General features: G+C 73.9%; 20 protein-coding genes and 1 pseudogene. 12 read left to right on the plus strand and 9 right to left on the minus strand.

Annotation, left to right across the window (positions count from 1 at the left end):
* Window positions 1–57: 57 nt before the first annotated feature.
* Together ACGF0D_RS20765 and asnB are read right to left on the minus strand one after the other, a co-directional pair.
* On the minus strand, window positions 58–1,173 hold the full coding sequence (locus ACGF0D_RS20765; RefSeq protein WP_392918229.1) for a hypothetical protein: 1,116 nt from the start codon (window positions 1,171–1,173) through the stop codon (window positions 58–60).
* A gap of 265 nt (window positions 1,174–1,438) precedes the next feature.
* Window positions 1,439–3,289, minus strand: coding sequence for an asparagine synthase (glutamine-hydrolyzing) (gene asnB, locus ACGF0D_RS20770; protein WP_392918232.1), 1,851 nt, complete (start codon window positions 3,287–3,289; stop codon window positions 1,439–1,441).
* 216 nt (window positions 3,290–3,505) lie between these two features.
* On the opposite strand from asnB, the gene ACGF0D_RS20775 reads away from it, so the two are divergent.
* Together ACGF0D_RS20775 and glmS are read left to right on the plus strand one after the other, a co-directional pair.
* Window positions 3,506–3,781 carry a hypothetical protein gene (locus tag ACGF0D_RS20775; protein ID WP_359817625.1) on the plus strand — a complete coding sequence of 92 codons (276 nt, stop codon included), beginning with the start codon at window positions 3,506–3,508 and terminating at the stop codon, window positions 3,779–3,781.
* A 138-nt stretch (window positions 3,782–3,919) separates the two neighbouring features.
* Window positions 3,920–5,746 carry a glutamine--fructose-6-phosphate transaminase (isomerizing) gene (glmS, locus tag ACGF0D_RS20780; RefSeq protein WP_392876130.1) on the plus strand — a complete coding sequence of 609 codons (1,827 nt, stop codon included), beginning with the start codon at window positions 3,920–3,922 and terminating at the stop codon, window positions 5,744–5,746.
* Between the two features lie 87 nt (window positions 5,747–5,833).
* Here glmS and ACGF0D_RS20785 read toward each other — a convergent pair whose 3' ends face one another.
* Window positions 5,834–6,745: a glutaminase gene (locus ACGF0D_RS20785; RefSeq protein WP_392876829.1), complete on the minus strand. Its 912-nt coding sequence runs from the start codon at window positions 6,743–6,745 to the stop codon at window positions 5,834–5,836.
* A gap of 154 nt (window positions 6,746–6,899) precedes the next feature.
* Complete coding sequence (locus ACGF0D_RS20790) at window positions 6,900–7,601, minus strand: DUF3152 domain-containing protein (protein WP_392876127.1); 702 nt, start codon at window positions 7,599–7,601, stop codon at window positions 6,900–6,902.
* A 413-nt stretch (window positions 7,602–8,014) separates the two neighbouring features.
* On the opposite strand from ACGF0D_RS20790, the gene ACGF0D_RS20795 reads away from it, so the two are divergent.
* Window positions 8,015–8,230 (plus strand): heavy-metal-associated domain-containing protein, encoded by a 216-nt coding sequence (locus ACGF0D_RS20795; protein WP_359898470.1) that lies wholly within the window; start codon window positions 8,015–8,017, stop codon window positions 8,228–8,230.
* Window positions 8,231–8,319: 89 nt separating this feature from the next.
* Here ACGF0D_RS20795 and ACGF0D_RS20800 read toward each other — a convergent pair whose 3' ends face one another.
* Window positions 8,320–8,868 carry a DinB family protein gene (locus ACGF0D_RS20800; RefSeq protein WP_392918234.1) on the minus strand — a complete coding sequence of 183 codons (549 nt, stop codon included), beginning with the start codon at window positions 8,866–8,868 and terminating at the stop codon, window positions 8,320–8,322.
* Window positions 8,869–9,049: 181 nt separating this feature from the next.
* On the opposite strand from ACGF0D_RS20800, the gene ACGF0D_RS20805 reads away from it, so the two are divergent.
* The gene (locus ACGF0D_RS20805; RefSeq protein ID WP_392918236.1) at window positions 9,050–10,036 is read left to right on the plus strand and encodes a helix-turn-helix transcriptional regulator; all 987 of its coding nucleotides are present in this window, start codon (window positions 9,050–9,052) and stop codon (window positions 10,034–10,036) included.
* 20 nt (window positions 10,037–10,056) lie between these two features.
* Here the strand turns inward: ACGF0D_RS20805 and ACGF0D_RS20810 are convergent, their stop codons facing one another.
* Window positions 10,057–11,391 carry a PLP-dependent aminotransferase family protein gene (locus tag ACGF0D_RS20810; RefSeq protein ID WP_392918239.1) on the minus strand — a complete coding sequence of 445 codons (1,335 nt, stop codon included), beginning with the start codon at window positions 11,389–11,391 and terminating at the stop codon, window positions 10,057–10,059.
* A 206-nt stretch (window positions 11,392–11,597) separates the two neighbouring features.
* Here ACGF0D_RS20810 and ACGF0D_RS20815 point away from each other — a divergent pair, with 206 nt between their 5' ends.
* The 4 genes from ACGF0D_RS20815 (at window position 11,598) to ACGF0D_RS20830 (ending at window position 14,453) form a co-directional block, all read left to right on the plus strand.
* Window positions 11,598–12,362, plus strand: a complete 765-nt coding sequence (locus ACGF0D_RS20815; RefSeq protein WP_392918242.1) for a crotonase/enoyl-CoA hydratase family protein — start codon at window positions 11,598–11,600, stop codon at window positions 12,360–12,362.
* A gap of 95 nt (window positions 12,363–12,457) precedes the next feature.
* Window positions 12,458–13,030: a transposase gene (locus ACGF0D_RS20820; RefSeq protein WP_392883175.1), complete on the plus strand. Its 573-nt coding sequence runs from the start codon at window positions 12,458–12,460 to the stop codon at window positions 13,028–13,030.
* Entirely contained in the window at window positions 12,946–13,512 is a 567-nt protein-coding gene (locus tag ACGF0D_RS20825; RefSeq protein ID WP_392883173.1) for a transposase, read from the plus strand. The genes ACGF0D_RS20820 and ACGF0D_RS20825 overlap by 85 nt, the downstream gene beginning before the upstream one ends.
* A gap of 170 nt (window positions 13,513–13,682) precedes the next feature.
* A complete protein-coding gene (locus ACGF0D_RS20830; protein ID WP_392918245.1) occupies window positions 13,683–14,453 on the plus strand; it encodes a GNAT family N-acetyltransferase in 771 nt (256 codons plus the stop codon).
* A 401-nt stretch (window positions 14,454–14,854) separates the two neighbouring features.
* On the opposite strand, the gene ACGF0D_RS20835 is transcribed toward ACGF0D_RS20830, so the two are convergent.
* Window positions 14,855–15,790 (minus strand): LysR family transcriptional regulator, encoded by a 936-nt coding sequence (locus ACGF0D_RS20835; RefSeq protein ID WP_392918343.1) that lies wholly within the window; start codon window positions 15,788–15,790, stop codon window positions 14,855–14,857.
* Window positions 15,791–15,983: 193 nt separating this feature from the next.
* On the opposite strand from ACGF0D_RS20835, the gene ACGF0D_RS20840 reads away from it, so the two are divergent.
* Window positions 15,984–16,577, plus strand: a complete 594-nt coding sequence (locus ACGF0D_RS20840) for an SRPBCC family protein (RefSeq protein ID WP_392918247.1) — start codon at window positions 15,984–15,986, stop codon at window positions 16,575–16,577.
* Between the two features lie 27 nt (window positions 16,578–16,604).
* Here the strand turns inward: ACGF0D_RS20840 and ACGF0D_RS20845 are convergent, their stop codons facing one another.
* Window positions 16,605–17,249 carry an ankyrin repeat domain-containing protein gene (locus tag ACGF0D_RS20845; protein WP_392918249.1) on the minus strand — a complete coding sequence of 215 codons (645 nt, stop codon included), beginning with the start codon at window positions 17,247–17,249 and terminating at the stop codon, window positions 16,605–16,607.
* A gap of 239 nt (window positions 17,250–17,488) precedes the next feature.
* Window positions 17,489–17,881: an HPP family protein gene (locus ACGF0D_RS20850; RefSeq protein ID WP_392918252.1), complete on the minus strand. Its 393-nt coding sequence runs from the start codon at window positions 17,879–17,881 to the stop codon at window positions 17,489–17,491.
* Between the two features lie 3 nt (window positions 17,882–17,884).
* On the opposite strand from ACGF0D_RS20850, the pseudogene ACGF0D_RS20855 reads away from it, so the two are divergent.
* The 3 genes and pseudogenes from ACGF0D_RS20855 to ACGF0D_RS20865 all read left to right on the plus strand — a co-directional run.
* Window positions 17,885–18,502, plus strand: a pseudogene (locus tag ACGF0D_RS20855) (amidohydrolase family protein); the annotation flags it as partial.
* A gap of 861 nt (window positions 18,503–19,363) precedes the next feature.
* Window positions 19,364–20,599 carry a glycosyltransferase gene (locus tag ACGF0D_RS20860; RefSeq protein ID WP_392918254.1) on the plus strand — a complete coding sequence of 412 codons (1,236 nt, stop codon included), beginning with the start codon at window positions 19,364–19,366 and terminating at the stop codon, window positions 20,597–20,599.
* A gap of 189 nt (window positions 20,600–20,788) precedes the next feature.
* Complete coding sequence (locus ACGF0D_RS20865; RefSeq protein ID WP_392918256.1) at window positions 20,789–21,499, plus strand: DUF6461 domain-containing protein; 711 nt, start codon at window positions 20,789–20,791, stop codon at window positions 21,497–21,499.
* Window positions 21,500–21,712 lie beyond the last annotated feature (213 nt).

The raw sequence follows: 21,712 nt of genomic DNA on the forward strand, positions 1-21,712 counted from the left end.
CCGTGCGGCGCGGGCCCTCATGCTGAGACCGGGGTGTCGGTCCGGGTGAGCGGGGCGTCAGTCCAGCGTGCTGGACAGGCCGCTCGCCGAGCGGCAGTAGCCCTGCATCTCCTTGTTGGTGATCTTGGCGCAGAGCCGTCCGGCCGCGCCCCCGTCGGTGTAGTTGACCGTGTAGTAGCTGACCAGGCCCTCGGCGCAGGCCTTGCGCTGCCAGCCGTCGGCGGCGGTGGCGCACTGCTCGGCCGCCCAGTCCTCGCGGTCCAGGTTGTACTTCATGGTGCGCGAGCCGACGCCGCGGCTGCAGTCCACCGCCCCGCCGCCGGCCTTGCCGCCGAGGCACCACTTGAGGGCCTCGGCGTAGACCTCGGGGTGGTTCGGGTAGTCGTGCGAGGACAGGTAGAAGGTCGGGGCGTAGAAGAAGCAGGCGGACTGGAACAGCGCCGGCTGGTCCTTGCACGGGTAGAGCGGGTCCTGGGCGAGCTTGTCGGCCGGGAGGTTGGCCTTGGCCTGTTCGTCCTCCTCGTCCGGGCCGAAGAGCTGCATGAACAGGCCCTCGGAGCAGCGGATCCGGTTCTGGTCGGAGGGGAACTTGTTGCACAGGTCGCGGGCCTTGGCGACGTCCTGCTTGGCGACGAACATCGTGCCGTGGCCGACGCCGTGGATGCAGGGGCCGTTGTTCTTGGGCGCGCAGAGCTTGAGCAGGTCCGTCTCGGGCTGGGCGGAGGCGTTGAGCATCTCCTCGACCGCGCCGTGCAGGTAGCCGGCCGCGCAGGTCTCGTGCGGGAAGGAGATGACCTTCTGGAAGTCGGCGTTGAAGCGCTTGACCGCCGCGTGGCCGAGCTCGTGCGCGATCGGGTGGCAGAAGCGCACGGTGTACGGCTTCTCCTTGGTGATCTTGTCGAGGTCGGCCAGGGCGACGCCGGGGTCGGTGGCGTCCATCTCGGCCATCAGCTTGTTGCGCAGCGTGGAGCGGGTCCACACCGCCGGGTCGCCGGTCGGGGTGGCGCTCGCGGCACCGGCCGCGGCCGGCTTGGCGCCGGCGGCGGTGCCCCCGGGGGCGGCGGCCGGGGGCGCGGTGGCCGCCGCGGGCGACCAGTCGGTGACGGCCACCGACCCCAGGCCCAGGACGCCCAGGAGCAGGGCGGTGAGAATCGCGAAGACTCGCGGCTGCATGACGGGATCCCCCGGCGGATCGAGGTGAACGTTTCGCTTCCATCCTGACGGCAGATGAGCGGGTAATCCGCGTATTCGCCCGCCGTTCGGGAGGTGTCGGCGACGCTACCGCACCGTGGGACCGCAGGGCCCGGCGGGATGGGGCTCCGCACAATCACCCGGACGGAGTATGGGGGCGCGGACGTCGCCAACTGCGCCGTCCGGGTGGCGGCACCCGCGCCCCGGCGCCCCGCAGGCCTCTCCCGGGGCCCGCGGGGCGCCACGTTCACAGCTCCAGCGTCACCCGGTACTCCGTCAGCCAGGCGTCGAAGTCCAGCGCGAGGTCCACGGCCAGCCGGACGGACTGCGGGTCGGTGTCCGGGGCGAGCGCGTCGGTCAGGCGCCGCCGGTCGAGCAGGTCCAGGGCCGGTGAGGTGCGCTCGACGGCGAGCCGGGCCAGTTCGGCGCGCAGCTTCGCCGGATAGTGCGGGTCCGTGGTGACGGGGTACGGGCTCTTGGGCCGCTCGGCGACCGCGGGCGGCAGCACGTCCCGGACGGCGGCGCGCAGCAGGCTCTTCTCCCGTCCGTCGAAGGTCTTCATCGCCCACGGGGCGTTGAAGACGTACTGCACCAGCCGGTGGTCGCAGAACGGCACCCGGACCTCCAGGCCGTTGGCCATGCTCATCCGGTCCTTGCGGTCGAGCAGGATGCAGACGAAGCGGGTCAGGTTGAGGTACGAGATCTCGCGCATCCGCCGTTCCAGCGGATCCGCCGCCGGCAGGTGCGGGACCTCGGCGATCGCCTCGCGGTAGCGGGCCCTGCGGTAGCCGTCCAGGTCGAGCTTGCGGAGCAGTTCGGCGTCCAGGAGGTACTCGCGCGGGGTGGCTCCGCCGCCGGCGATGCCGGTGAGGCCGAGCGCCCAGGGGAAGTCCTCGACGGCGATGGTCTCGGGGTCGTGGAACCAGCGGTAGCCGCCGAAGAGCTCGTCCGCGGACTCGCCGGACAGCGCGACGGTGGAGTGCCGGCGCACGCCCTGGAAGAGCAGCAGCAGCGAGGTGTCCATGTCGCCGACGCCGTTGGGCAGGTCACGGGCGCGCAGCACGACGGAGCGCCGGGACGGGTCCGTCAGGTCGGCGGCGTCCAGCTCGACGACGCTGTGGTCGGCGCCCACGTGCTCGGCGAGCAGCCGGGCGAACGGGCCGTCCTGGGTCTGCCGGACGTCGTTGGCGTGGAAGGTCTCGCTCTGCCCGGCGAAGCCGACGGAGAAGGAGCGCACCGGGCCGGCCCCGGCGGCGCCCAGCGTCCGGGAGGCGAGGGCGGTGACGGCACTGGAGTCCAGGCCGCCGGAGAGCAGCGAGCAGAGCGGGACGTCCGCCTCCAGCTGGCGGTGCACGATGTCGTCCAGCAGGGCCCGGACGGTGGCGACGGTGGCCTCCAGGCTGTCGCCGTGCTCGCGCGCCTCCAGCGCCCAGTAGCGGCGCACCGTGAGGCCCTCGCGGCGCACCCGCACCACGTGCCCGGGCCGGACCTCGTGGATGTCCCGGTACGGGGTGAGGCCGGGGGTGCGGGTGTAGCCGAGCAGTTCGCGCAGCCCGTCCAGGTCCACCACCGGGCGGACGGCGGGGTGGGCGAGCAGGGCCTTGACCTCGGAGCCGAAGATCACCCCGTCCGGGGTGCGGTGGAGGTACAGGGGCTTGACGCCCATCCGGTCGCGGACCAGCAGCAGCTCCTCGCGCCGCACGTCCCAGATCGCGAAGGCGAACATGCCGTTGAGCCGCTCGGCCAGGTGCTCGCCCCACTCCAGGTAGGCGCGCAGCACGACCTCGGTGTCGCTGCGGGTGCGGAAGCGGTGCCCGGCCGCCTCCAGGTCCGCGCGCAGTTCGCGGTGGTTGTAGACCTCTCCGCTGTAGGTGAGCACGGCCAGCGTCCGGCCGTCGTGCTCGACCGTCATCGGCTGGACGCCGCCCGCGATGTCGATCACCGCGAGCCGGCGGTGGCCGAGCGCGGCGTGCGGCTCCAGGTGCACGCCGCCGGCGTCCGGGCCGCGACGGACCTGGGTGGCCGTCATCGCCTCGATGACCCCCCGTTCGGCGGTGAGGTCGCGCTCGAACGCGACCCATCCGGTGATCCCGCACATCCGCAAGCCTCCGGTCTTCCGCTTCGTGTTCAGGGGGTCACGCTACGTGCGGAGTTGGCGTCGCTTCAAGGGGCTTTCGGGAACGGGGGTGATCGGGTGACCGATCGGCGGTCGAATGTGAAGGAGGCGTGAACGTGGTCTGAAAGTCGTAATGTCTGCCCGATTTCGGGCAGAAACTTTGGCTTCGGCGGGGAGCCCGACCTAGGCTCCTCATTCGTGCCGAGCTCATCCCACCCTCACGAAGACCTCCTCGCCCACCTCACCCGGACCAGCCCGCTCGGGCCCCGGGAGGCGGCGCGGGTCGTGGCGGAGGTGCTGGCGTACTTCTCCGAGAGCACCGAGGAGTACGTGCGCCGCCGCCACACCGAGCTCCAGGCACGCGGTCTGACCAACGAGCGGATCTTCGCCCGGCTCGCCGAGGAGCTGCCGCAGCGCCGGGTCTCGGCGCCGGAGCTGTCGGCCCGCCAGCTGCGGCGGATCGTCTACGGCTGAGCCGCCCGAGCCGGCTGGGCCGTCCGAGCCGGCTGGGCCGCTGTTCCTTCCGACCGGGCCGCGGTTCCCGACCGGACCGCGGTTCCCGACTAGACCGTCGTTCCCGACCTTCCGAAGACTTCGAAGAGGAGACCACGCATGTGCGGAATCGTGGCCTACATCGGCCCCAAGGACGCGACCCCCTTCCTGCTGGAGGGGCTGGCGCGGCTGGAGTACCGCGGCTACGACTCGGCCGGCGTCGCCGTCACCGGGCGCAGCGGCGGGATCAAGCTCCGCAAGGTGAAGGGCCGGGTCGCCGACCTGGCCGCCGCCGTGCCGGCCCGGTTCAAGGGCACCACCGGCATCGGCCACACCCGCTGGGCCACCCACGGCGTCCCCAGCGACGCCAACGCCCACCCCCACCTGGACAACGCCGAGCGGATCGCCGTCGTCCACAACGGCATCATCGAGAACGCCGACGAGCTGCGCGCCAAGCTCACCGCCGACGGCGCCGTGTTCCACTCCGAGACCGACACCGAGGTGCTCGCCCACCTGATCGCGGCGAACGTCGCCGAGGGCGTGGAGCTGGAGGACGCGGTGCGCGCCGCGCTGAGCCGGGTGGTCGGCACCTACGGCATCGCGGTGCTCGACGCCGAGCGGCCGGACCGCATCGTGGTCGCCCGCAACGGCAGCCCGATCGTGCTGGGCATCGGCGAGAAGGAGATGTTCGCCGCCTCGGACGTCTCCGCGCTGGTCCGCTACACCCGCCAGGTCGTCCACCTGGAGGACGGCGAGCTGGCCACCGTCCGGGCCGACGGCTTCCGCACCTTCACCGCGGACGCCCGCACCACGCACCGCCAGCCGTCCACCGTGGACTGGGAGGTCGACTCCTACGACACCGGCGGCTTCGAGCACTTCCTGCTCAAGGAGATCCACGAGCAGCCCGGCTCGGTCGAGCGCACCCTGAGCGGCCGCCTCGACGAGCGTTTCGCCACCGCCCACCTCGGCGGCCTCAACCTGGACGCCCGGGAGCTGCGCGAGATCCGCCGGGTGAAGATCCTCGGCTGCGGATCGGCCTACTACGCGGGCGAGATGGGCGCGCAGCTGATCGAGGAGCTGGCCCGCATCCCCGCGCACAGCGAGCCGGCCTCGGAGTTCCGCTACCGCAACCCGGTGATCGAGGCGGACACCCTGTACGTCGCGGTCAGCCAGTCCGGTGAGACCTACGACACGCTGGCCGCCGTCCAGGAGATCAAGCGCAAGGGCGGCCGGGTGCTCGGCGTCGTCAACACCGTGGGCAGCGCTATCGCCCGAGAGTGTGACGGCGGTATCTACCTGCACGCCGGTCCCGAGGTCTCCGTCGCCTCGACCAAGGCCTTCACCTCCACCGTGGTCGCCTTCGCGCTGCTCGCCCTGCACTTCGGGCGCATCCACGACCTGTCGCCCGCCGACGGGCGTCGGATCGTCTCGGCGCTCCAGGCACTGCCCGACCAGATCCGCGAGGTGCTGGAGCAGAGCGAGGCGATCGCCGGACTCGCCGCCGAGTACGCCGAGTCGACGGGCATGATGTTCATCGGCCGGGTGCGCGGCTTCCCGGTGGCCCGCGAGGGCGCGCAGAAGCTCAAGGAGATCTCCTACGTGCACGCCGAGGCCTACCCGGCGAGCGAGCTCAAGCACGGCCCGCTGGCGCTGATCAGCCCCGAACTGCCCACCGTGGCACTGGTTCCGGACGACGAGCTGCTGGACAAGAACCTGACCACGCTGGGCGAGATCAAGGCCCGCTCCGGGCGGGTCATCGCGATCGCCCACCGGCGGCCCGAGGAGAAGCTCGCGGACCACTGCATCCTGGTGCCCAAGAGCGAGCCCGAGCTGGACCCGCTGCTGCTCAACATCCCGCTCCAGCTGCTGGCCTACCACGCCGCCGTCTCCCTCGGCCGCGACGTGGACAAGCCGCGCAACCTGGCGAAGAGCGTGACGGTGGAGTAGCCCTCCCCGACGGCGGCCGGCCGCCCTTCGAACCACCGGGTCCCGGTCGCTGTGCGGACGGCCGGGGCCCGGGTTCCCCGCCGGGGATCAGAACACCGAGCAGCCGGAGAGGGTGGTCAGGGTGTCCAGGGCGGCGACCGCGGCGACGGAGTTGCCGGCCTGGTCCAGGCGCGGGCCCCAGGCGCAGACGGCCGCGCGGCCGGGGAGTATGGCGAGGATGCCGCCGCCGACGCCGCTCTTGCCGGGCAGGCCCACGCGGAAGGCGAACTCGCCGGCGGCGTCGTAGGTGCCGCAGGTGAGCAGGACGGCGTTGATCCGCTTGGCCTCGCTGCGGGACATCAGCCGGGTGCCGTCGGCGCGCACGCCGTAGCGGGCGAGGAAGGAGCCGGCCAGGACGAGGTCGCGGCAGCTGGTGGCGACCGCGCAGTGGGCGTAGTAGTGCTCCAGGACGGTCTCGACCGGGTTCTCCAGGTTGCCGTGACTGGCGATGAAGTGGGCCAGCGCGGCGTTGCGGTGGCCGTGTTCGGCCTCCGAGGCGGCGACCACCGGGTCCGTGTCGAGCAGCGGGTTGCCGGACTCGCGGCGCAGGAACTCCCGTACCGCGCCCGAGGCGTCGCCGGTCATGGTCTGGAGGCGGTCGGTGACCACCAGGGCGCCCGCGTTGATGAACGGGTTGCGCGGGATGCCGTGCTCGGTCTCCAGCTGCACCAGGGAGTTGAACGGGTTGCCGGACGGCTCGCGGCCGACGCCCCGCCAGAGCGTGTCGCCGCCGTAGGCCACCGCGAGGGCGAGCGAGAACAGCTTGGAGACGCTCTGCACGGAGAACGGCCGCTCCCAGTCCCCGACGCCGTGCAGTTCCCCGTCGACGGTGGCCACGGCCATGCCGAAGGCCTCCGGGTCGGCGCTGGCGAGGGCCGGGATGTAGTCGGCGACCCGGCCCCGGCCCGTGGTCGCCCGGGCGGCCGCCTCGGCGGCCTCCAGCAGCACCGGCCAGTCCAGGATCTCCCCGCCGGGCACACCGTTCAACGCTTCTCCTCCACCGGCACCGACTGGAACACGACCGGGACCGGGCGCGCGGTGCGGTGCGTCCGGTCCGACCAGGATTATCCGTGTTTCGGCAGGCGGCCCGGCACGGGGGGCGGGTGCCGGCAGGTCAGGGCGCGTTGCTCGGGGCCTGGACGGGCGGGCCGGTGAGCAGGGCGCCGGTGTCCGAGTACGGCCGGCCGTTGGGGACGCAGCCGTGCAGGCCCTTGATCTGCTGCATCATCACCGGCGCCGGGGCGCCAGGTCCGGGGCAGTCGACGTGGCCGTATCCGAGGATGTGGCCGACCTCGTGGTTGACGGCGAGCGCGTGGTACTGCTCGGGGCGGCCCTGGTAGAACTCGGACAGCTCGTTCCAGCGCTTGAGGTTGATGACCACCTGGTGGGTGACGCCGCAGTTCACCCAGCCGCCGGTGTCCAGCCCGTACTGGCCGCAGATCCGGTCGGTGGACTCCGGGGTGGCCAGGTACACGGTGAAGTCCACCGGGTCGGCGGGCATCCGCTGGAACGAGGCCGTGCCGCCGGCCGCCCAGCCGTGCCCGACGTCGCCGAGCACGGCGTCCACCTCGGCGGCGAACTGCGCCGGGCTCTCGGCGATCCCGTTCTCCACCCGCACCTTGTAGCGGTACAGGTGTTCGCCCGTGCCGAAGCGGGCGGAGCCGCCGGGCGCGGTGGTGAAGGCCAGCCGGTCCCCGTCCTCGCCCCCGCTCCACGGCCGCCACCAGAGCAGCCCGGCAGCCAGCGCCGCGACCAGGGCGAGGGCGAGGACGGCGTGCCGGGGGCGTCGGCGGGCGAGCAGCGCGGGCGCCCTCAACGGCTCGCTCCCGCGGTGCGGGCGGTTCTTGCGGTGTGGCCGGTGTGGGTGAGCGGGAGGGCGGTGGTGGCCGGGTGGCCGCCGAGCGGGGCCGGGGTGGACATCGCGGAAGTGCTCCAGGACGGGACAGGACGGGATCTGCGGGCCGGGCCGTCGCCCGAACGTGCGAAACGGTCGTACCTGGAGTGACGCGGCGGGGAGCGGCGGCGGTTCAGGGAGTGGCGCGCGTCACCACGGCCGGCCACCGTGCGGACGCCAGTCGGACGGGAGGCCCCGGCGGTTCCCGAAACCGCTCGATGGTGTCACCCGGGCGGCGTGTCCCTGGGCGCCGCCGTCGGATTCGGGTGTGGTGGGGGCGGGTCGATCCGTCCGGGTCGGCTCGTTCCGTCTGACCTGCCATCGGAGGCGCCGCCATGTCCACCACCGCTGTTTTCGCCGTCGACGGCATGAGCTGCGGCCACTGCGAGAAGACGGTCAGTGCCGGACTCGCCGTCCTGCCGGGTGTCACCGACGTCAGCGCCGACGCACCGAGCGGCCGGGTCACCGTGGCCTCCGCGCAGCCACTGGACGAGGCCCTGGTCCGCGGCGTGGTCGACGGCGCCGGGTTCACCTTCGTCGGGCGGGCCTGAGCGCGGTTCCGGGGCGGTTCCGGGGCAGGTCCGTGGGTCCCGGGGTCCGGCGGCGGCTGCCGACGGACCCCGGCCGGTCCGGGACCGGCTCAGCCCATGCTCTTCGCGCCGTCCAGGGACTCGCGGATGATGTCGGCGTGGCCGGCGTGCTGGGCGGTCTCGTTGGCGATGTGCAGCAGCACCCGGCGGGCCGACCACTCGGCGTCCGGCTCGAACCAGGGGGCCTTCGGCAGCGGCTGGGTGGCGTCCAGGTCGGGGAGGCCGGCCACCAGCTCGTCGGTGCGGCGGGCGACCTCGGCGTACGCCGCGAGGACACCGGCCAGCGTCTCGCCGGGCAGCATGCGGAACTCGTCCGCGCGGCGGGCGAGGTCCTCCTCGGTCCAGCTGGTGAAGTCGGGCATCGCGGACGGCCCCTGCACGATGAACTCCGCCCAGAGCCGCTCGACGCTGGTCACGTGCTTGATCAGGCCGCCCAGGCACAGCTCGCTCGCACAGGTCCGCAGGCCGACCTGCTCGTCGGTGAGGTCGCGGGTGGTGAAGCGCAGGAAGTGCCGCTGCTTCTCCAGGGCCACCAGGAGGTCGGCGCGCTCGCCGGTGAGGTTCCGGGGGCTGGCGGCGGGGGTGGTGGGCGTGGTCATCGTGACGGCCTTTCGTTCGGGTCCTGCACGGTTCCTGCACGGGTCTTGCTCTGGTTTTGCTCTGGTCCTGCGGGTCCTGCGGGTCTGGTGGGCCCTGCTCGGGTCCCGCTCCCTCGGGCAAGAACAACGCTACGGACCATTGCGGCCACTTCCTGTCCTGAATCCCGGGAGAATCGGGGGCATGGCCAACACCAGCACCCGGACGCTGCGACTGCTCTCCCTGCTCCAGACCCACCGGTACTGGCCGGGCGAGGAACTGGCCGACCGGCTCGGCGTCTCCGTCCGCACCCTGCGCCGCGACATCGACCGGCTGCGCGAACTCGGCTACCCCGTCGAGGCGCAGCGCGGCGTCGACGGCGGCTACCAGCTGGCGGCGGGCGCGGCGCTGCCGCCGCTGGTGATCGACGACGAGGAGGCGGTGGCCCTCGCGGTGGGCCTGCAGGCGGCGGCCGAGAGCCCGGTGGAGGGCGTCGCCGAGGCCTCGGTGCGCGTGCTGGCGAAGGTGGTCCAGGTGATGCCGGTCCGGCTGCGCCGACGGGTGGAGGCACTGCGCGCGGTGACCGTCCCGGTGGACTGGGGGACCGGGACGGGTGCGGGCGTCGACCCGGACGTCCTGACCGTGGTGGCGCTCGCCTGCCGGGACGGCGAACGGGTGCGGTTCTCGTACACGGCCGCCGACGGGCGCGGTACGGAGCGGCACGTCGAACCGCACCGGCTGGTCTGCCTGAACCGCCGCTGGTACCTGGTGGCGTACGACCTCGACCGGGCCGACTGGCGCAGCTTCCGCATCGACCGCCTCACCGTCCCGTCCGGCAGCGGCGCCCGCTTCGCCCCGAGGGCCCTCCCGGCCGCCGACGCGGCGGAGTTCGTCCGCGCGGGCCTCCAGGGCATGCCCCGGCCGCACCTCGTGGAGGCCCTCGTCGAGGCGCCGGCCGACCACGTCCGCGCCCGCGTCGGCCGCTGGGCCACCGTGGAACCCGTCACCCCCGACCGCTGCCGCCTGCGGATGACGGCCGACTCCCTCGACTGGCCCGCCATGGCCCTGGGCTCCCTCGGCGCCGAGTTCCACGTACTCGCCCCACCCGCCCTGCGGAGCCTGCTCGCCGACTGGAGCGCCCGCTTCGCCCGCGCGGCGGGGGAGGGAGAAGTCGGCGAGGCCGACTTCTGATGCTGTGCCGGCTGGGGGAGTCAGGGGGCGATGGCTTCGAGGGTGGTGCGGAGGTGGGTGAGGACGGCGGGGAGGGTGGGGAGCGGGGGTGTGGCGAGGGCGAGGCGGAGGGCGTTGGGGTGGTGGGGGGTGGTGGCGAAGGCGTCGGCGGTGGAGATCAGGATGCCCGCGGCGGCCAGGGCGGCGGCCGCGTGGTCCGGGCGCTGGTGGGGTTCGAGGGTGAGCCAGACGATGTACGAGGTGGGGTGGGCGGTGGTGGTCAGGCCGGCCAGGGCGGTGCGGGCGATGGACTGGCGGGCGGCGGCGTCCGTACGGCGTTCCCGTTCCAGCCGGGCGACGGTGCCGTCGGTGAGCCAGCCGGTGGCGAGGGCGGTGATCAGCCCGGGGGTGCCCCAGGCCGCCGTGCGCAGGTTGGTGGTGGCGGCCCGGACCAGGTGGGTGGGCAGGACGGCGAAGCCGAACCGCAGACCGGGTGCCACGCTCTTGGAGAGGCCTGCCAGGTAGCAGGTGCGCTCGGGGGCGAGGGTGTGCAGGGGCGGGGGCGGTGTGGCCTCCAGGAAGGCGTAGGTGCCGTCCTCGACGAGGATGAAGCCGTGGTCGGCGGCGAGCCGGACGAGGCGCTCGCGCTGCGCCGCGTCGAGCACCCAGCCGAGCGGGTTGTGGACGGTGGGCTGGGTGTACACCGCCCGCACCGGCCGGGTGCGGCAGAGCCGGTCGAGCGCGTCGAGGTCCGGGCCCGCGGCGGTGACCGGTACGGGGGCGAGGTCCAGCCCGTGGGCGGTGGCGAGCAGCTTGATGCCCGGGTAGCCGAGCGCGTCCGCGGCGAGGACGTCCCCGGGGCGGGTGAGCGTGCGCAGGACGCAGTCCAGGGCCTGCTGCGCACCGCTGGTGAGCAGGACGTTCTCGGGCGGGGTGTCGATCCCGCGGTCCAGCAGGTGGGTGGCGACCGCGGCCCGGTCGTGCCGGTGGCCGCCCGGCGGGTGCTGGCGCAGCAGGGCCTCGGCGTCGCCCGAGGAGGCGAGCGCGCGCAGGGCCCGCCGGAGCTGGTCGCCCTGCCCGGGGGCGAGCGGCTGGTTGAAGGAGAGGTCGGCCACCCGGGGCACCGGGAGCGCTCGTGAGGGTTCGGGGCCGTCGTAGCCGGACCGCAGCCGGACGAAGGTGCCGCGCCCCTGCTCGCCCACCACCAGTCCGGCGGCGGCCAGTTCGGCGTAGACCCGGGTGGCGGTGGCGAGGGCGATCCGCCGTTCTCGGGCGAGGGCGCGATGGGTCGGCAGCCGGGTGCCGGCCGGGAGCGCGCCGGAGCGGATGGCGGCCGCGTACTCGTCGACGACGGCCTTGTAGGTGGGCGGCCGCACGGGGCACCTGCCGTTCCTGGGGGCGGAGTTCCCGGAGTGGAGTTCCCGGAGTGGAGTTCTTGGAGTGGGATTCCTGGGGGCGGAGGCCCGCCCCGGGCGTGCGGGCGGGTACCGGAGTGTATCCAGGACAATAAGTGGATTGTCCTGGGCGGGTGTTCCTAGCCTCGTCACATCCAGCAGCGAGGCCAGGAACGGAGCACGCGCCCATGACCATCCGCAGCGAGCGGGACCGGCACGTCGTCACCCTCACCATCGACCGGGAGAAGAAGCTCAACGCCCTCGACTACCCGACGATCGACGCGCTGCTCGCCGAGCTCGACCTGATCGACGCCGACGACACCGTCCGCGCCGTGATCCTCACCGGCGCCGGCGGGCGGGCGTTCAGCGCGGGCGCCGACATCCCGTCGCTGGCGGCCAGCATCGCGGGCGGGCCGGAGCGGGCGCTGCGCGAGTTCGTCCGGCGCGGGCACACCCTCACCCGGCGGATCGAGGAGTTCCCCAAGCCGGTCATCGTAGCCGTCAACGGCCTGGCCTACGGGGGTGGTTGCGAGATCACCGAGGCCGCCCCGCTGGCCGTCGCGGCCGAGCACGCGACCTTCGCCAAGCCGGAGATCTCGCTCGGTTTCCCGCCGCCCTTCGGCGGCTCGCAGCGGCTGCCGCGGCACGTCGGCCGCAAGCGCGGTCTGGAGCTGATCCTCACCGGCGACCCGATCCCGGCCGCCCGGGCCGCCGAGCTCGGCCTGGTCAACTCCGTCGTCCCGGCGGACGAACTGCTGGACACCGCCCGGGACTTGGCCGAGCGGATCATCCGTCACGCGCCGACCGCCGTGGCCGCCTGCCTGCGGGCCGTGACCCGGGGCATCAACCTGCCGATCGACGAAGGGCTGGCGGTCGAGGCGGCGGCCTTCGCGGCGACCGTGCCGACGGACGGTGTGCGGGACGGGATCCGGCGCTTCCTGGAGCGTTACTGACTTCGGCTTGTCAGGGTGAACCTTCGCGAAGTCCCTGATGGCTCTGGAGCGGTGGTTGTATCCGGTGGTGTGTGAGATATGCGGATGGGGGCGGGCTGACCGCCGCGGGACGTGAGCGTCGGGAAGTGGTACGGATCCAGGCGGTCGAGCTGTTCGAGCAGGGAGTCAAACCGCCGGAAGTCGCGCGACGACTGCGGGTGAGCCCGAAGTCGGCGTACCAGTGGCACCAGTTGTGGCGGGATGGCGGGGTCGAGGCTCTGGCCTCTCGCGGCCCGAGCGGGTCGCGGTGCCGTCTGTCCCCACGCTGTCTGGAGAAACTGGCCGTGTATCTGGAGCAGGGCCCGGCCGCGCATGGCTGGGTGGAGGACCAGGTGTGGACCGCGGCGAGGGTGGCGACGCTGATCGGCCGGAAGTTCCACGTCTCCTACAGCGTCTCGGGTGCCACGAGGCTGATGCACCGGCTCGGCTTCAGCCCGCAGGTCCCCGCGCGGCGGGTGGCCGAGCGTGACGAGCAGGCCGTGACCGTGTGGAAGGAGGCGACCTGGGCGGAGGTAAAACTGCGCGGGCGGCCTGCGGGGGCTACATCTGCTTCGAGGACGAGGCAGGATTCACCCGCCGTCCGCCCAAAGGACGCACCTGGGGCCGGCGAGGCCGCACCCCTGTCGTGACGGTCAGCGGCCGCCGCTCGGGACGCCTGTCGGTGGCCGGCCTGATCGCCATGCGGCCCGGTTCCCGCACCCGGCTGTGCCACCGCCTGCGCTCCCACCCCGCGGGCAGAGGCAAGCGCCGCAGCATGGGCGAGCGCGACTTCATCGCACTGATCGACGGCGTGCACCAGCTGGTCAAGGCACCGATCGTGCTGGTCTGGGACCGCCTGAACACCCACGTCTCCCACGCCATGCGCGACTTGATCGCCGAGCGTGCGTGGCTGACGGTGTTCCTGCTTCCCGCCTACTCGCCCGACCTCAACCCCGTGGAGTGGGTCTGGGCACACGTCAAGCGCAGCCTGGCCAACCTCGCCGTGGTCGCCCTCGACCGACTCGAGGCCCTCGTCCGCAACCGGCTCAAACGCCTCCAGTACCGGCCCGACCTCCTCGACGGCTTCATAGCCGGCACCGGCCTGACCCTCGACACTGCAACATCACCCTGACAAGCCGAAGTCAGTAGTCCGCCGGGGCGGTGTGCGAGGCGCTGTCTGCCGGTCTGCCGGTCTGCCGGTCTGCCGGTCTGCCGGTGTGTGGTGTGCGGGGTGTGGGGCGCGCGGGTGCGGGCCCGGGAAAGCCGTTGTCCGCGGGCGGTCGTGGGGGTGATCATGGCGGGATGTCGGATCTGCTTGCGCGCGTGACCACCTTCCGCTCCGCGTTCGCCCGCCGCCAGGCGGCTGAACTCCTCGAACTTCCAGAGTTCCCAGGGGTGTTCGCCGTCCGGGACGCCGAGTTCGCCCGCTCGGAGGAGCACAACCAGCTGATCGTCGAGGGGCCGGGCACCGATCCGGCGATGCTGCCCGAGCTCGCCGCCCGATGGCTGGGGCGGCGCCGCCGGTACCGCATCACGGTGCTGGATCCGGACTCGGGCGAGCGGGCCGCCCCGGTGCTGACGGCGGCGGGGTACGAGCGGGAGAGCGCGGTGATCCTGGCCCGGCCGACGGACGGCTGCCCGCGGCCCGAACCGGCCGCAGTTCCGGTGGAGTTGGCCGAGATGCGGGAGGCGGTGCTGCGCCAGCAGCGGGAGTGGAGCGAGGACGAGGAGCTCGGCCGGCAGCTCACCGACCGCCGCGCCGCCCGGCTGCGCGGTGCCGCGGGGGTGCACTTCCTGGCCGCCCGGACGCGGGTCGGCGAGGTCGCGGCCTGGAGCGACCTCTACCTCGAACCGTCCCTCGGGCTGGCCCAGTTGGAGGACCTGGTGACCGCCTCACGGCATCGGGGCGCGGGGCACGGCGACACCCTGCTCGCCACCGGCCTGGCACTGGCGGCCGAAGTCGGCGTCCCGCAGCTGTTCCTGCTCGCGGACGCGGTGGACTGGCCGCGCGAGTGGTACGCCCGCCGGGGCTTTGCGCAGATCGGACGCAGCCACTCCTTCTACAGCGGCTGACGACGGCTACGCGACAACGGTACGGCGGCCGTGCGGCTGGAGGAACGGGCGGAAGGGTTCGGTCTCACCCGTCGGTCGGACCGGGCGTGGGCGCGGACGTGGACGTGGGCATGGGCGCGGGCGTAGGCGGAACCGCGGGGCCGGCACTGGTCGCGGCCGGCGCTGTGGCACCGGCTGTCACACCGGCCGTAGCCACCACCGCGGTTGCGGTGCGAGGTGGCGAACGCCGTGCGGGGAGGGGAGCGCGTGCGCAGCCTGCTGGACGTCCCGCCGGAGGACTTCGCCCCGCTGCGGACGGCGGCGGCTCGGGACGGCGTGTGGACGCCGGTCGGTCCCGTCCTGCCGGCCGGGGACGGACGGCTCCGGAGGGCGAGGGGTGACGGCGGCCGGCCGCGCCGCCGTCAGCCCGCCTCCGGGCCTCCGGGCCGCGGAGTGTCGCGACCGCAGTGGGTGGCGACGGTGTCGGCGAAGGCGCGTGCGAGCGGGCCGAGGTTCTCCCAGTCGCGGACGGCCCAACCGGCCGTGAGGGCGGGCAGGTCGGGCAGCGGAAGCAGCCGCAGGCCCGGGTGGCCGGGGCCCTGCCACTGCGGGAGGGCCGGGACGACGGCGTGGCCGAGGCCGAGTTCGGCGAGCAGGATCGCGGTGTCCCAGTCGGCGACGCTGGTGTCGAAGACCGGCCGGATGCCCGACTTCCCCAGCCAGGCCTCGACCTGGGAGCGGGAGACGGAGTTCTGCGGCAGCCCGATCAGCCGGGCGTCCTGGAGGTCGGCGGGCGAGATCCGGGCCCGGGCGGCGAGCGGGTCACCCGCCGCGACCGCGAGCACCCAGGGCAGCTCGACCACCGGCCGCCGGTCGACGCCCCGGGCCGGGGCGCCGAGGGTGATCCAGGCGAGGTCGACCCGCCCGGCGTTGAGCGACTCCAGGCAGCTACGGCTGGACACTTCGGTCTGGAACTCCAGGCTGACCTGGGGGAAGCGCCGCCGGAAGTCCACCACGGCCGCGGACATGAAGTGCCGGATGCTGGTGGCGCCGGTGGTGATCCGTACGGATCCGCCCTCGCCGCGGGCGAGTTCGGCGATCCGGTGCAGCGCGTGGTCGATGCTGCCGAGGCCGGCGGCGACCGCCGTGCGCAGCAGGCTCCCCGCAGTGGTGGGGACGACCCCGCGCGGATGGCGCTCGATCAGGGCGAGGCCGACCTCCCGCTCCAGCCGCCTGACGTGCTGGCTGACGGCGGACTGGGTGCAGTTCAGCTCGCGGGCCACGGCGCTGAGCGAGCCGGCCCGGCAGACCGCGGCGAAGACACGGAGGTCGTCAATGGTTACGGAGGCCCAAGGTATCGCTTGGAGGTGTCCCAGTAAATCGGCGGATTGACTTGGGTGTTCCGCCGGATCGATCATCGAACCAGGGCCCAGGGCGGCAACCCGCCCGCTGTCCTCGCCGGCGTCCGGACGCCGAGGCGGGGTCGCGGGCGGGTGTCGACCCGCATCGATGCGCAAGAGCGGTGACGTAGGAAGGCAGAGGGGGACGGGAATGCGGTACGCCGAAGGTCCGGGTACGCAGTGCGAGGTGTTCGTCGCGGCGCCGGTGGAGCGGGTGTGGGACCTGGTGACGGACATCGGCCTGCCCGCCCGGCTCAGTCCGGAGCTCCAGCGGGTCGCCTGGCTGGACGGCGCGGACGGCCCCGCGGTGGGCGCCCGCTTCGAGGGGCACAACAGCCATGCGGGCATGCCCGACTGGCGGACGGTCTCCGAGATCACCGAGCTGACCGAGATCACCGAGCCGACCGGGGCGACGGCACCGGCCGGGCCGGGCGACCGGCGCGTCTTCGCCTGGGGCGTGATGGACGCGGACGGCCGCTACGGCGAGCCGGTGTCCGACCTCCTCGGGGCGCTGGCCCGGTGGCGCTTCGAGCTGACCCCCGAGGACGGCGGCACCCGGCTGCGCCAGTCGGTGGTGATCGGTCCGGGCCGCAGCGGCCCCAGCCTGTTCATCGACGCCACGCCGGAGCTGGAGGAGAAGATCGTCGACTTCCGGTTGAACGAGCTGCGCACCGGCATGGCGGCCACCCTCGACGGCATCAAGTCGCTGGCCGAGCAGGGGGATCGGGCCTTGGCCGAGCGCTGATCCCGGCCCCTCGGGGCGGGGTGGGCTTCAGCCGGTAGTGCCCGTGCCGTCGTTGAGGGCGGTCTCCGCCGTGCGCAGCGCCGCGGCGATGGCGCGGAAGCCGCGGCGCTCGGCGTGGGCACGGGCGGTGACGCCGTCGGCGTCGGGAAGAAGCGGATCGGCGCCGTGGGCGAGCAGGACCTCGACGATCTCCTGGTGTGCCGGGCCGCCGTCGCCGAGGAGGACGGCTTCGAGCAGGGCCGTCCAGCCGAGGTCGTTGACGTGGTCGACGTCGACGGCGGTCTCGGCGAGGACCGCGCGGACGTAGGCGACGTGGCCGCGTTCGGCGGCGGGGATCACCGACACCCCGCCGTAGCGGTTGCGGTGGGTGAGGTCCGGGCCGCCGGGCAGCAGGGCGCGCAGCATCGGGACGCTGCCGGTGATGCCGGTGACCAGCCAGGGGGAGTTCAGCCGGGAATCCTGCGCGTTGACGTCCGCTCCGGCCTCGACCAGCAGCCGGGCGACGGCGACCCGGTCGGCGAGGGCGGCCCGCAGCAGCGGCGTACGGCCCTGGGCGTCGCGGGCCTCGAGGGCCGCGCCCGCGGTCAGGGCCGTGCGGACGGCGTCGACGTCGCCGCGGTCGGCGGCCTCCAGCACGGCCTGGTCGGCGGGGGAGAGCGGGCGGGCGGTCATGGCGGGGCTCCTCGGCGGGGTGGCGGACTGCGCGACGGTCCCAGCCTGCCGTCGCGGGCGCTCGGCGGCGTCGGCGGGGCGGTGGCCCCGGTCGGGCGGAACGGATGACGGCCGGGTCATCCGATCGGATGACCCGGCCGTCGGCGTTCGGCAGGAGAGTGGAGGTCAGGTACCGGCGCGAGGCCGGTCGTGACCGTGCGGCCGGTCGCGGCCGCGTGGCCGTCATCGCCGCGTGGCCGTCACCAGGACACCGGGTAGCGGACCGGGTGCCCGCCGATCCGGCAGGGCAGCAGGCCGATGAGCACCAGCAGTCCGGTGGCCAGTACGAGCAACGGGAGGAAGGGCACGGGGTGCGGCGTCTGCAGGACGACGATCACGGCGGTGGCCACGGCCGGGGAGTGCGAGAGGTGGGTGAGCATCATCGCGCCCAGCGAGAGCCCGGCGGCGACGGCCGCGCCCCAGGTGGTGCTGCCCGTGACGGCCAGGGTGGCGAAGCCGATCAGGGCCGACATCAGCTGACCGCCGATCAGGTTGCGCGGCTGCGAGATCGGCAGCCCGGGCGCGCCGTGCACCAGCGCGGCGCTGGCGGCCAGTGACGGGATCAGCAGTGGTTGGTCGAGCAGTACGCCCACCCCGACCAGCTGGAGCTGCTGTTCGGACTCGCCGAACAGCACGGACTGCGTCTGGACATCCACCTGCACGACCGGGGCGAGCGCGGCCTCGGCCCGCTGCGCGAGATCGCCGCGCGGACCAGGGCGGCCGGACTGGCCGGACGGGTGGTCGTCAGCCACGCCTTCTGCGTCCCCGAACTGACCGGCGCGCCGCTCGCCGACCTCGCCGCCGAGCTGGCCGAGTCCGGAGTCGGCCTCACCACCGTGGCGCCCTCCGCCCACCAGGTGCTGCCGTTCCGCGAGCTGCGGGCGCACGGGGTGCGGGTCGGCCTCGGCTCGGACGGCGTGCGCGACTCGTGGAGTCCGTACGGCAACGCCGACCTCCTGCACCGCGCCCACCTGCTCGGCTGGACCACCGACGCCCGCACCGACGAGCAGCTGGCCGACTGCTTCGCCCTGGCGGCCGACGGCGGCGCCGAACTGCTGGACCTGCCGGCCGCCACCCTGAAGCCGGGCTCGCCCGCCGACTTCATGCTGGTGACGGGCGAGTGCTTGCCGCAGGTGGTGGTCGACCTGCCGACGCGCGAACTGGTGGTCCGCGCGGGCCGGGTGGTGGCGCGGGACGGCCGGTTCACGGGCTGACAGGCGCGCGCGGAGGAGCCGGGCGGGTCTCGTGCCCGGCCGCCTGGCCGCCTGGCCGCCTGGCCGCCTGTCGGCCCGTCCGCTTGTAGGCCCGTCCGCTTGTAGGCCCGTACCGATCATGGTGACCGGGAGGTAGCCGGAGGCTACGCCGAGCCCCCACCCGTGCGCCTGGACGGCGAGCGCGGCGAGGCGACCGGGACGGCGGGCAACCGGGTGCGGGGTCAGGCCGTCGCCGGCGTGCAGTCTCGGTGGCTTGGTCGCCCTCCAGCAGGACTTGCAGCAGCAGTTGGTTTGGACTCGGCCCGTTCGGTGGCGCCTCACCCGCGCGGTCCAGTGTTCGGGCAGCAGCCGCGCGCCCGTCGGCGTCCGGCGTGCGGAGCGGGCGGCGGGGAGGTCCGCGCGGCGGCCGACGGTGACCAAACCCCCGCTCTCCTCGCCGGCCGCAGGGTCGGCGCCGGCGGTCACCGCCGACAGCGCGGTGAGCGCCTGGCCGGCGTTGTGCGCGGCCTGGCCCGGGCCGCGCTTCTGCCGACGGACGTTGTGGTGGTGGCGGGTCTGTGCGCCGTGCTGGTGGGTGGAGCGCGCCTGATGCATGGCGGCTGCTCGCGTCCCGCGGGTTGGCGAGGGCAGCGGGGGCCGCTGGGGACGGCCGGCAGTCTGCGCTGGGGGTCCGGCGGGATTGCTACGGGATGGCCGGTTCGGGAGAGCGGGCGGGACCACGCGGCCAAAGGAAGGGGCAAGGAGAGTCAATCCCCTTGCCACTATCAAGCTATAGCGTGACCCGGGGCTTGCGGCAAGGCCCCCGATCTGTCGCAGAATCCCGTTCGTAAGGCCATGACCTGCGGGAACGGGAGTCGTGAAATGCGTGTGTTGATGACGACGTGGGGATCGCGCGGGGATGTCGAGCCGCTGGCCGGGCTGGCGGTGGCGCTGCGGGGGCTCGGTGCGGAGGTGCGGGTGTGTGCGCCGCCGGACGAGGAGTTCGTGGCGGTGCTGGCGCGGGCCGGGGTGCCGTTGGTGCCGCTCGGCCCGACGGTGCGGTCGGTGGTCGCCGGTCCGAAGCCGCCGACGGCGGAGGACGCGTTCCGGCTGGCCCGTGAGCTGGTCGCCGCGCGGTTCGAGACGCTGACCGCCGCTGCCGAGGGCTGTGACGTGCTGCTGGCGACCGGGCTGATGCCGGCCGGGGCGCGGGACGTCGCGGAGAAGCTGGGCCTCCACTACGTGCTGGCCTGCTTCCACATCTTCGGGCTGCCCTCGCGGCACTTCCGGCCCGGGCAGCGGCCGGGAACGCCGTCCCCGGAGGACGAGACCGACTACCGGAAGCTGTGGGAGCAGGACGCCCAGCGGGTGAACGCGCTGTACGGGGAGGCGCTCAACAGCCACCGGGCGGCGATCGGACTGCCGCCGGTGGAGAACGTCCGCGACCACGTCTTCACCGAGCGGCCATGGCTGGCGGCGGACCCGATGCTGTGCCCGTCCGAGGGCATGACGGAACTCGACGTGGTGCCGACCGGGGCGTGGATCCTGCCCGACGACCGCCCGCTCCCGACCGACCTGGAGGCGTTCCTGGACGCCGGTGAACCGCCCGTGTACGTCGGCTTCGGCAGCATGGCCGCGTACGCTCCGGAGGGCATCGCGCGGGTGGCCGTCGAAGCGGCCCGCGCGCAGGGCCGCCGGTTGCTCCTCGCCCGGGGCTGGGCCGGGCTCGCCTCGATCGACGGCCGGGAGGACTGCCACGTCGTCGGCGAGGTGAACCAGCAGGCCCTGTTCCGCCGGGTGGCCGCCGTCGTCCACCACGGCGGTGCGGGCACCACGACGACCGCGGCCGTGGCGGGGGTGCCCCAGGTGGTCGTCCCCCGGATCGCGGACCAGCCCTACTGGGCCGCCCGGGTGGCCGAGTTGGGCATCGGTGTGGCGCACCTCGACCGCACGCCGACCGTCGACTCGCTCTCCGCCGCGCTCACCAGGGCCCTGGCGCCGGAGACCAGGGCACGGGCGGAGGCCGTGGCCGGCGGCATCCGCACCGACGGGGCGATGGTCGCCGCGAAGATGCTGTTCGAAGCGGTGGGACAGGAGGCGCCGGCCGTGTCCGGGTGAACGGCGGCTCGGGCCGGGGGAGTTCGGCTTCGGGTCAGTCTCCTTTCGATCGATCGGGGGTGGTTGTCGGCCCGCGTACGGCTGGTTCCAGCAGTGATCCGGTGATCGGAGTCCGGCTGTCGGCCGGGTCGGTTAGGGTGCCCACCGGCGCGCCCGGTCACCGCAGGCCGTGCGCGAGGGGAGGGCGGCATGACCGACGGCACGCACGGGGGAGCTGGGCAGGACGGCGACGGCATCCAGTGGCTCGCGGAGATCGGCGGGCCCGGCACCGGGCGATGCCCGACGGGCGGCGCCGACACGGACGGTGAACTCGGCGGCGTCGTCTTCGCCCGGGGGATCACGCCCGAGGAGCTCGCCCGCCGGATGGGCGCCGACCCGGCCACCGCGACCGAGCCGATCAGCGACGCCGAGATCCGGGACCTGGACATCGAGGTCTACCGCCCCGGTGACGACGGCGACGGCGTGATCCGCGTCGGCAGCTGCGCAGGCTGGTCGTTCGCGATCGAGTACGGCGACTCCACCGGCGGTGAGCTGATCACCGAGATAGCGCGTGACGGAGCCGAGGTGGTGCACTTCCGCCCGATGCCGGAGCAGCGGCCGGCCCTGCTCGACTACGCCCGGGACGGCGCCGTGCTGTGCGGCTTCGGCCTCGGCGAGGAGCGTTGGCGCTGGGGCCAGGAGCCGGACCTGCTGGTGCCGGACCTCGTCGCCGCCAGAGTCCTGGAGGCCGACGGCGTGACCTCCTGTGACCTTGGGCGGGAGGCCGGCGGCGCCGCCCGGCGACGTGCCCTCGGCGCCGTCGAACGGCGTTTCGGGCTGAGCCTGCCCCGCGCGGCCCTCGGGGGGCTGCGCCTGCCGGCGTACGCGGTTCGGGGAACCCCGGGCATGGCGCTGCGCTGAGGGGGCGCGTCGGCGACCCCCGAAGCCTGCGGAGTCGAAGCCTGCGGAGCCGAGGCCTGCGCCGAGGGCGAAGCGGAGGCGGACGCAGAAGGCGGCGGACAGGGAGAGCGACAGGAACAGGGCGGTCACGGCAGGGCTCCTTCCCGGGCCCCACCGGCGGGGCCCCGATGCCCGTCATCCTTGCGTGCTGCCGGTCCGTCGCACATGTGCCGA

The organism is Kitasatospora sp. NPDC048298 (genome assembly GCF_043201465.1).
Taxonomy (GTDB): Bacteria; Actinomycetota; Actinomycetes; order Streptomycetales; family Streptomycetaceae; genus Kitasatospora.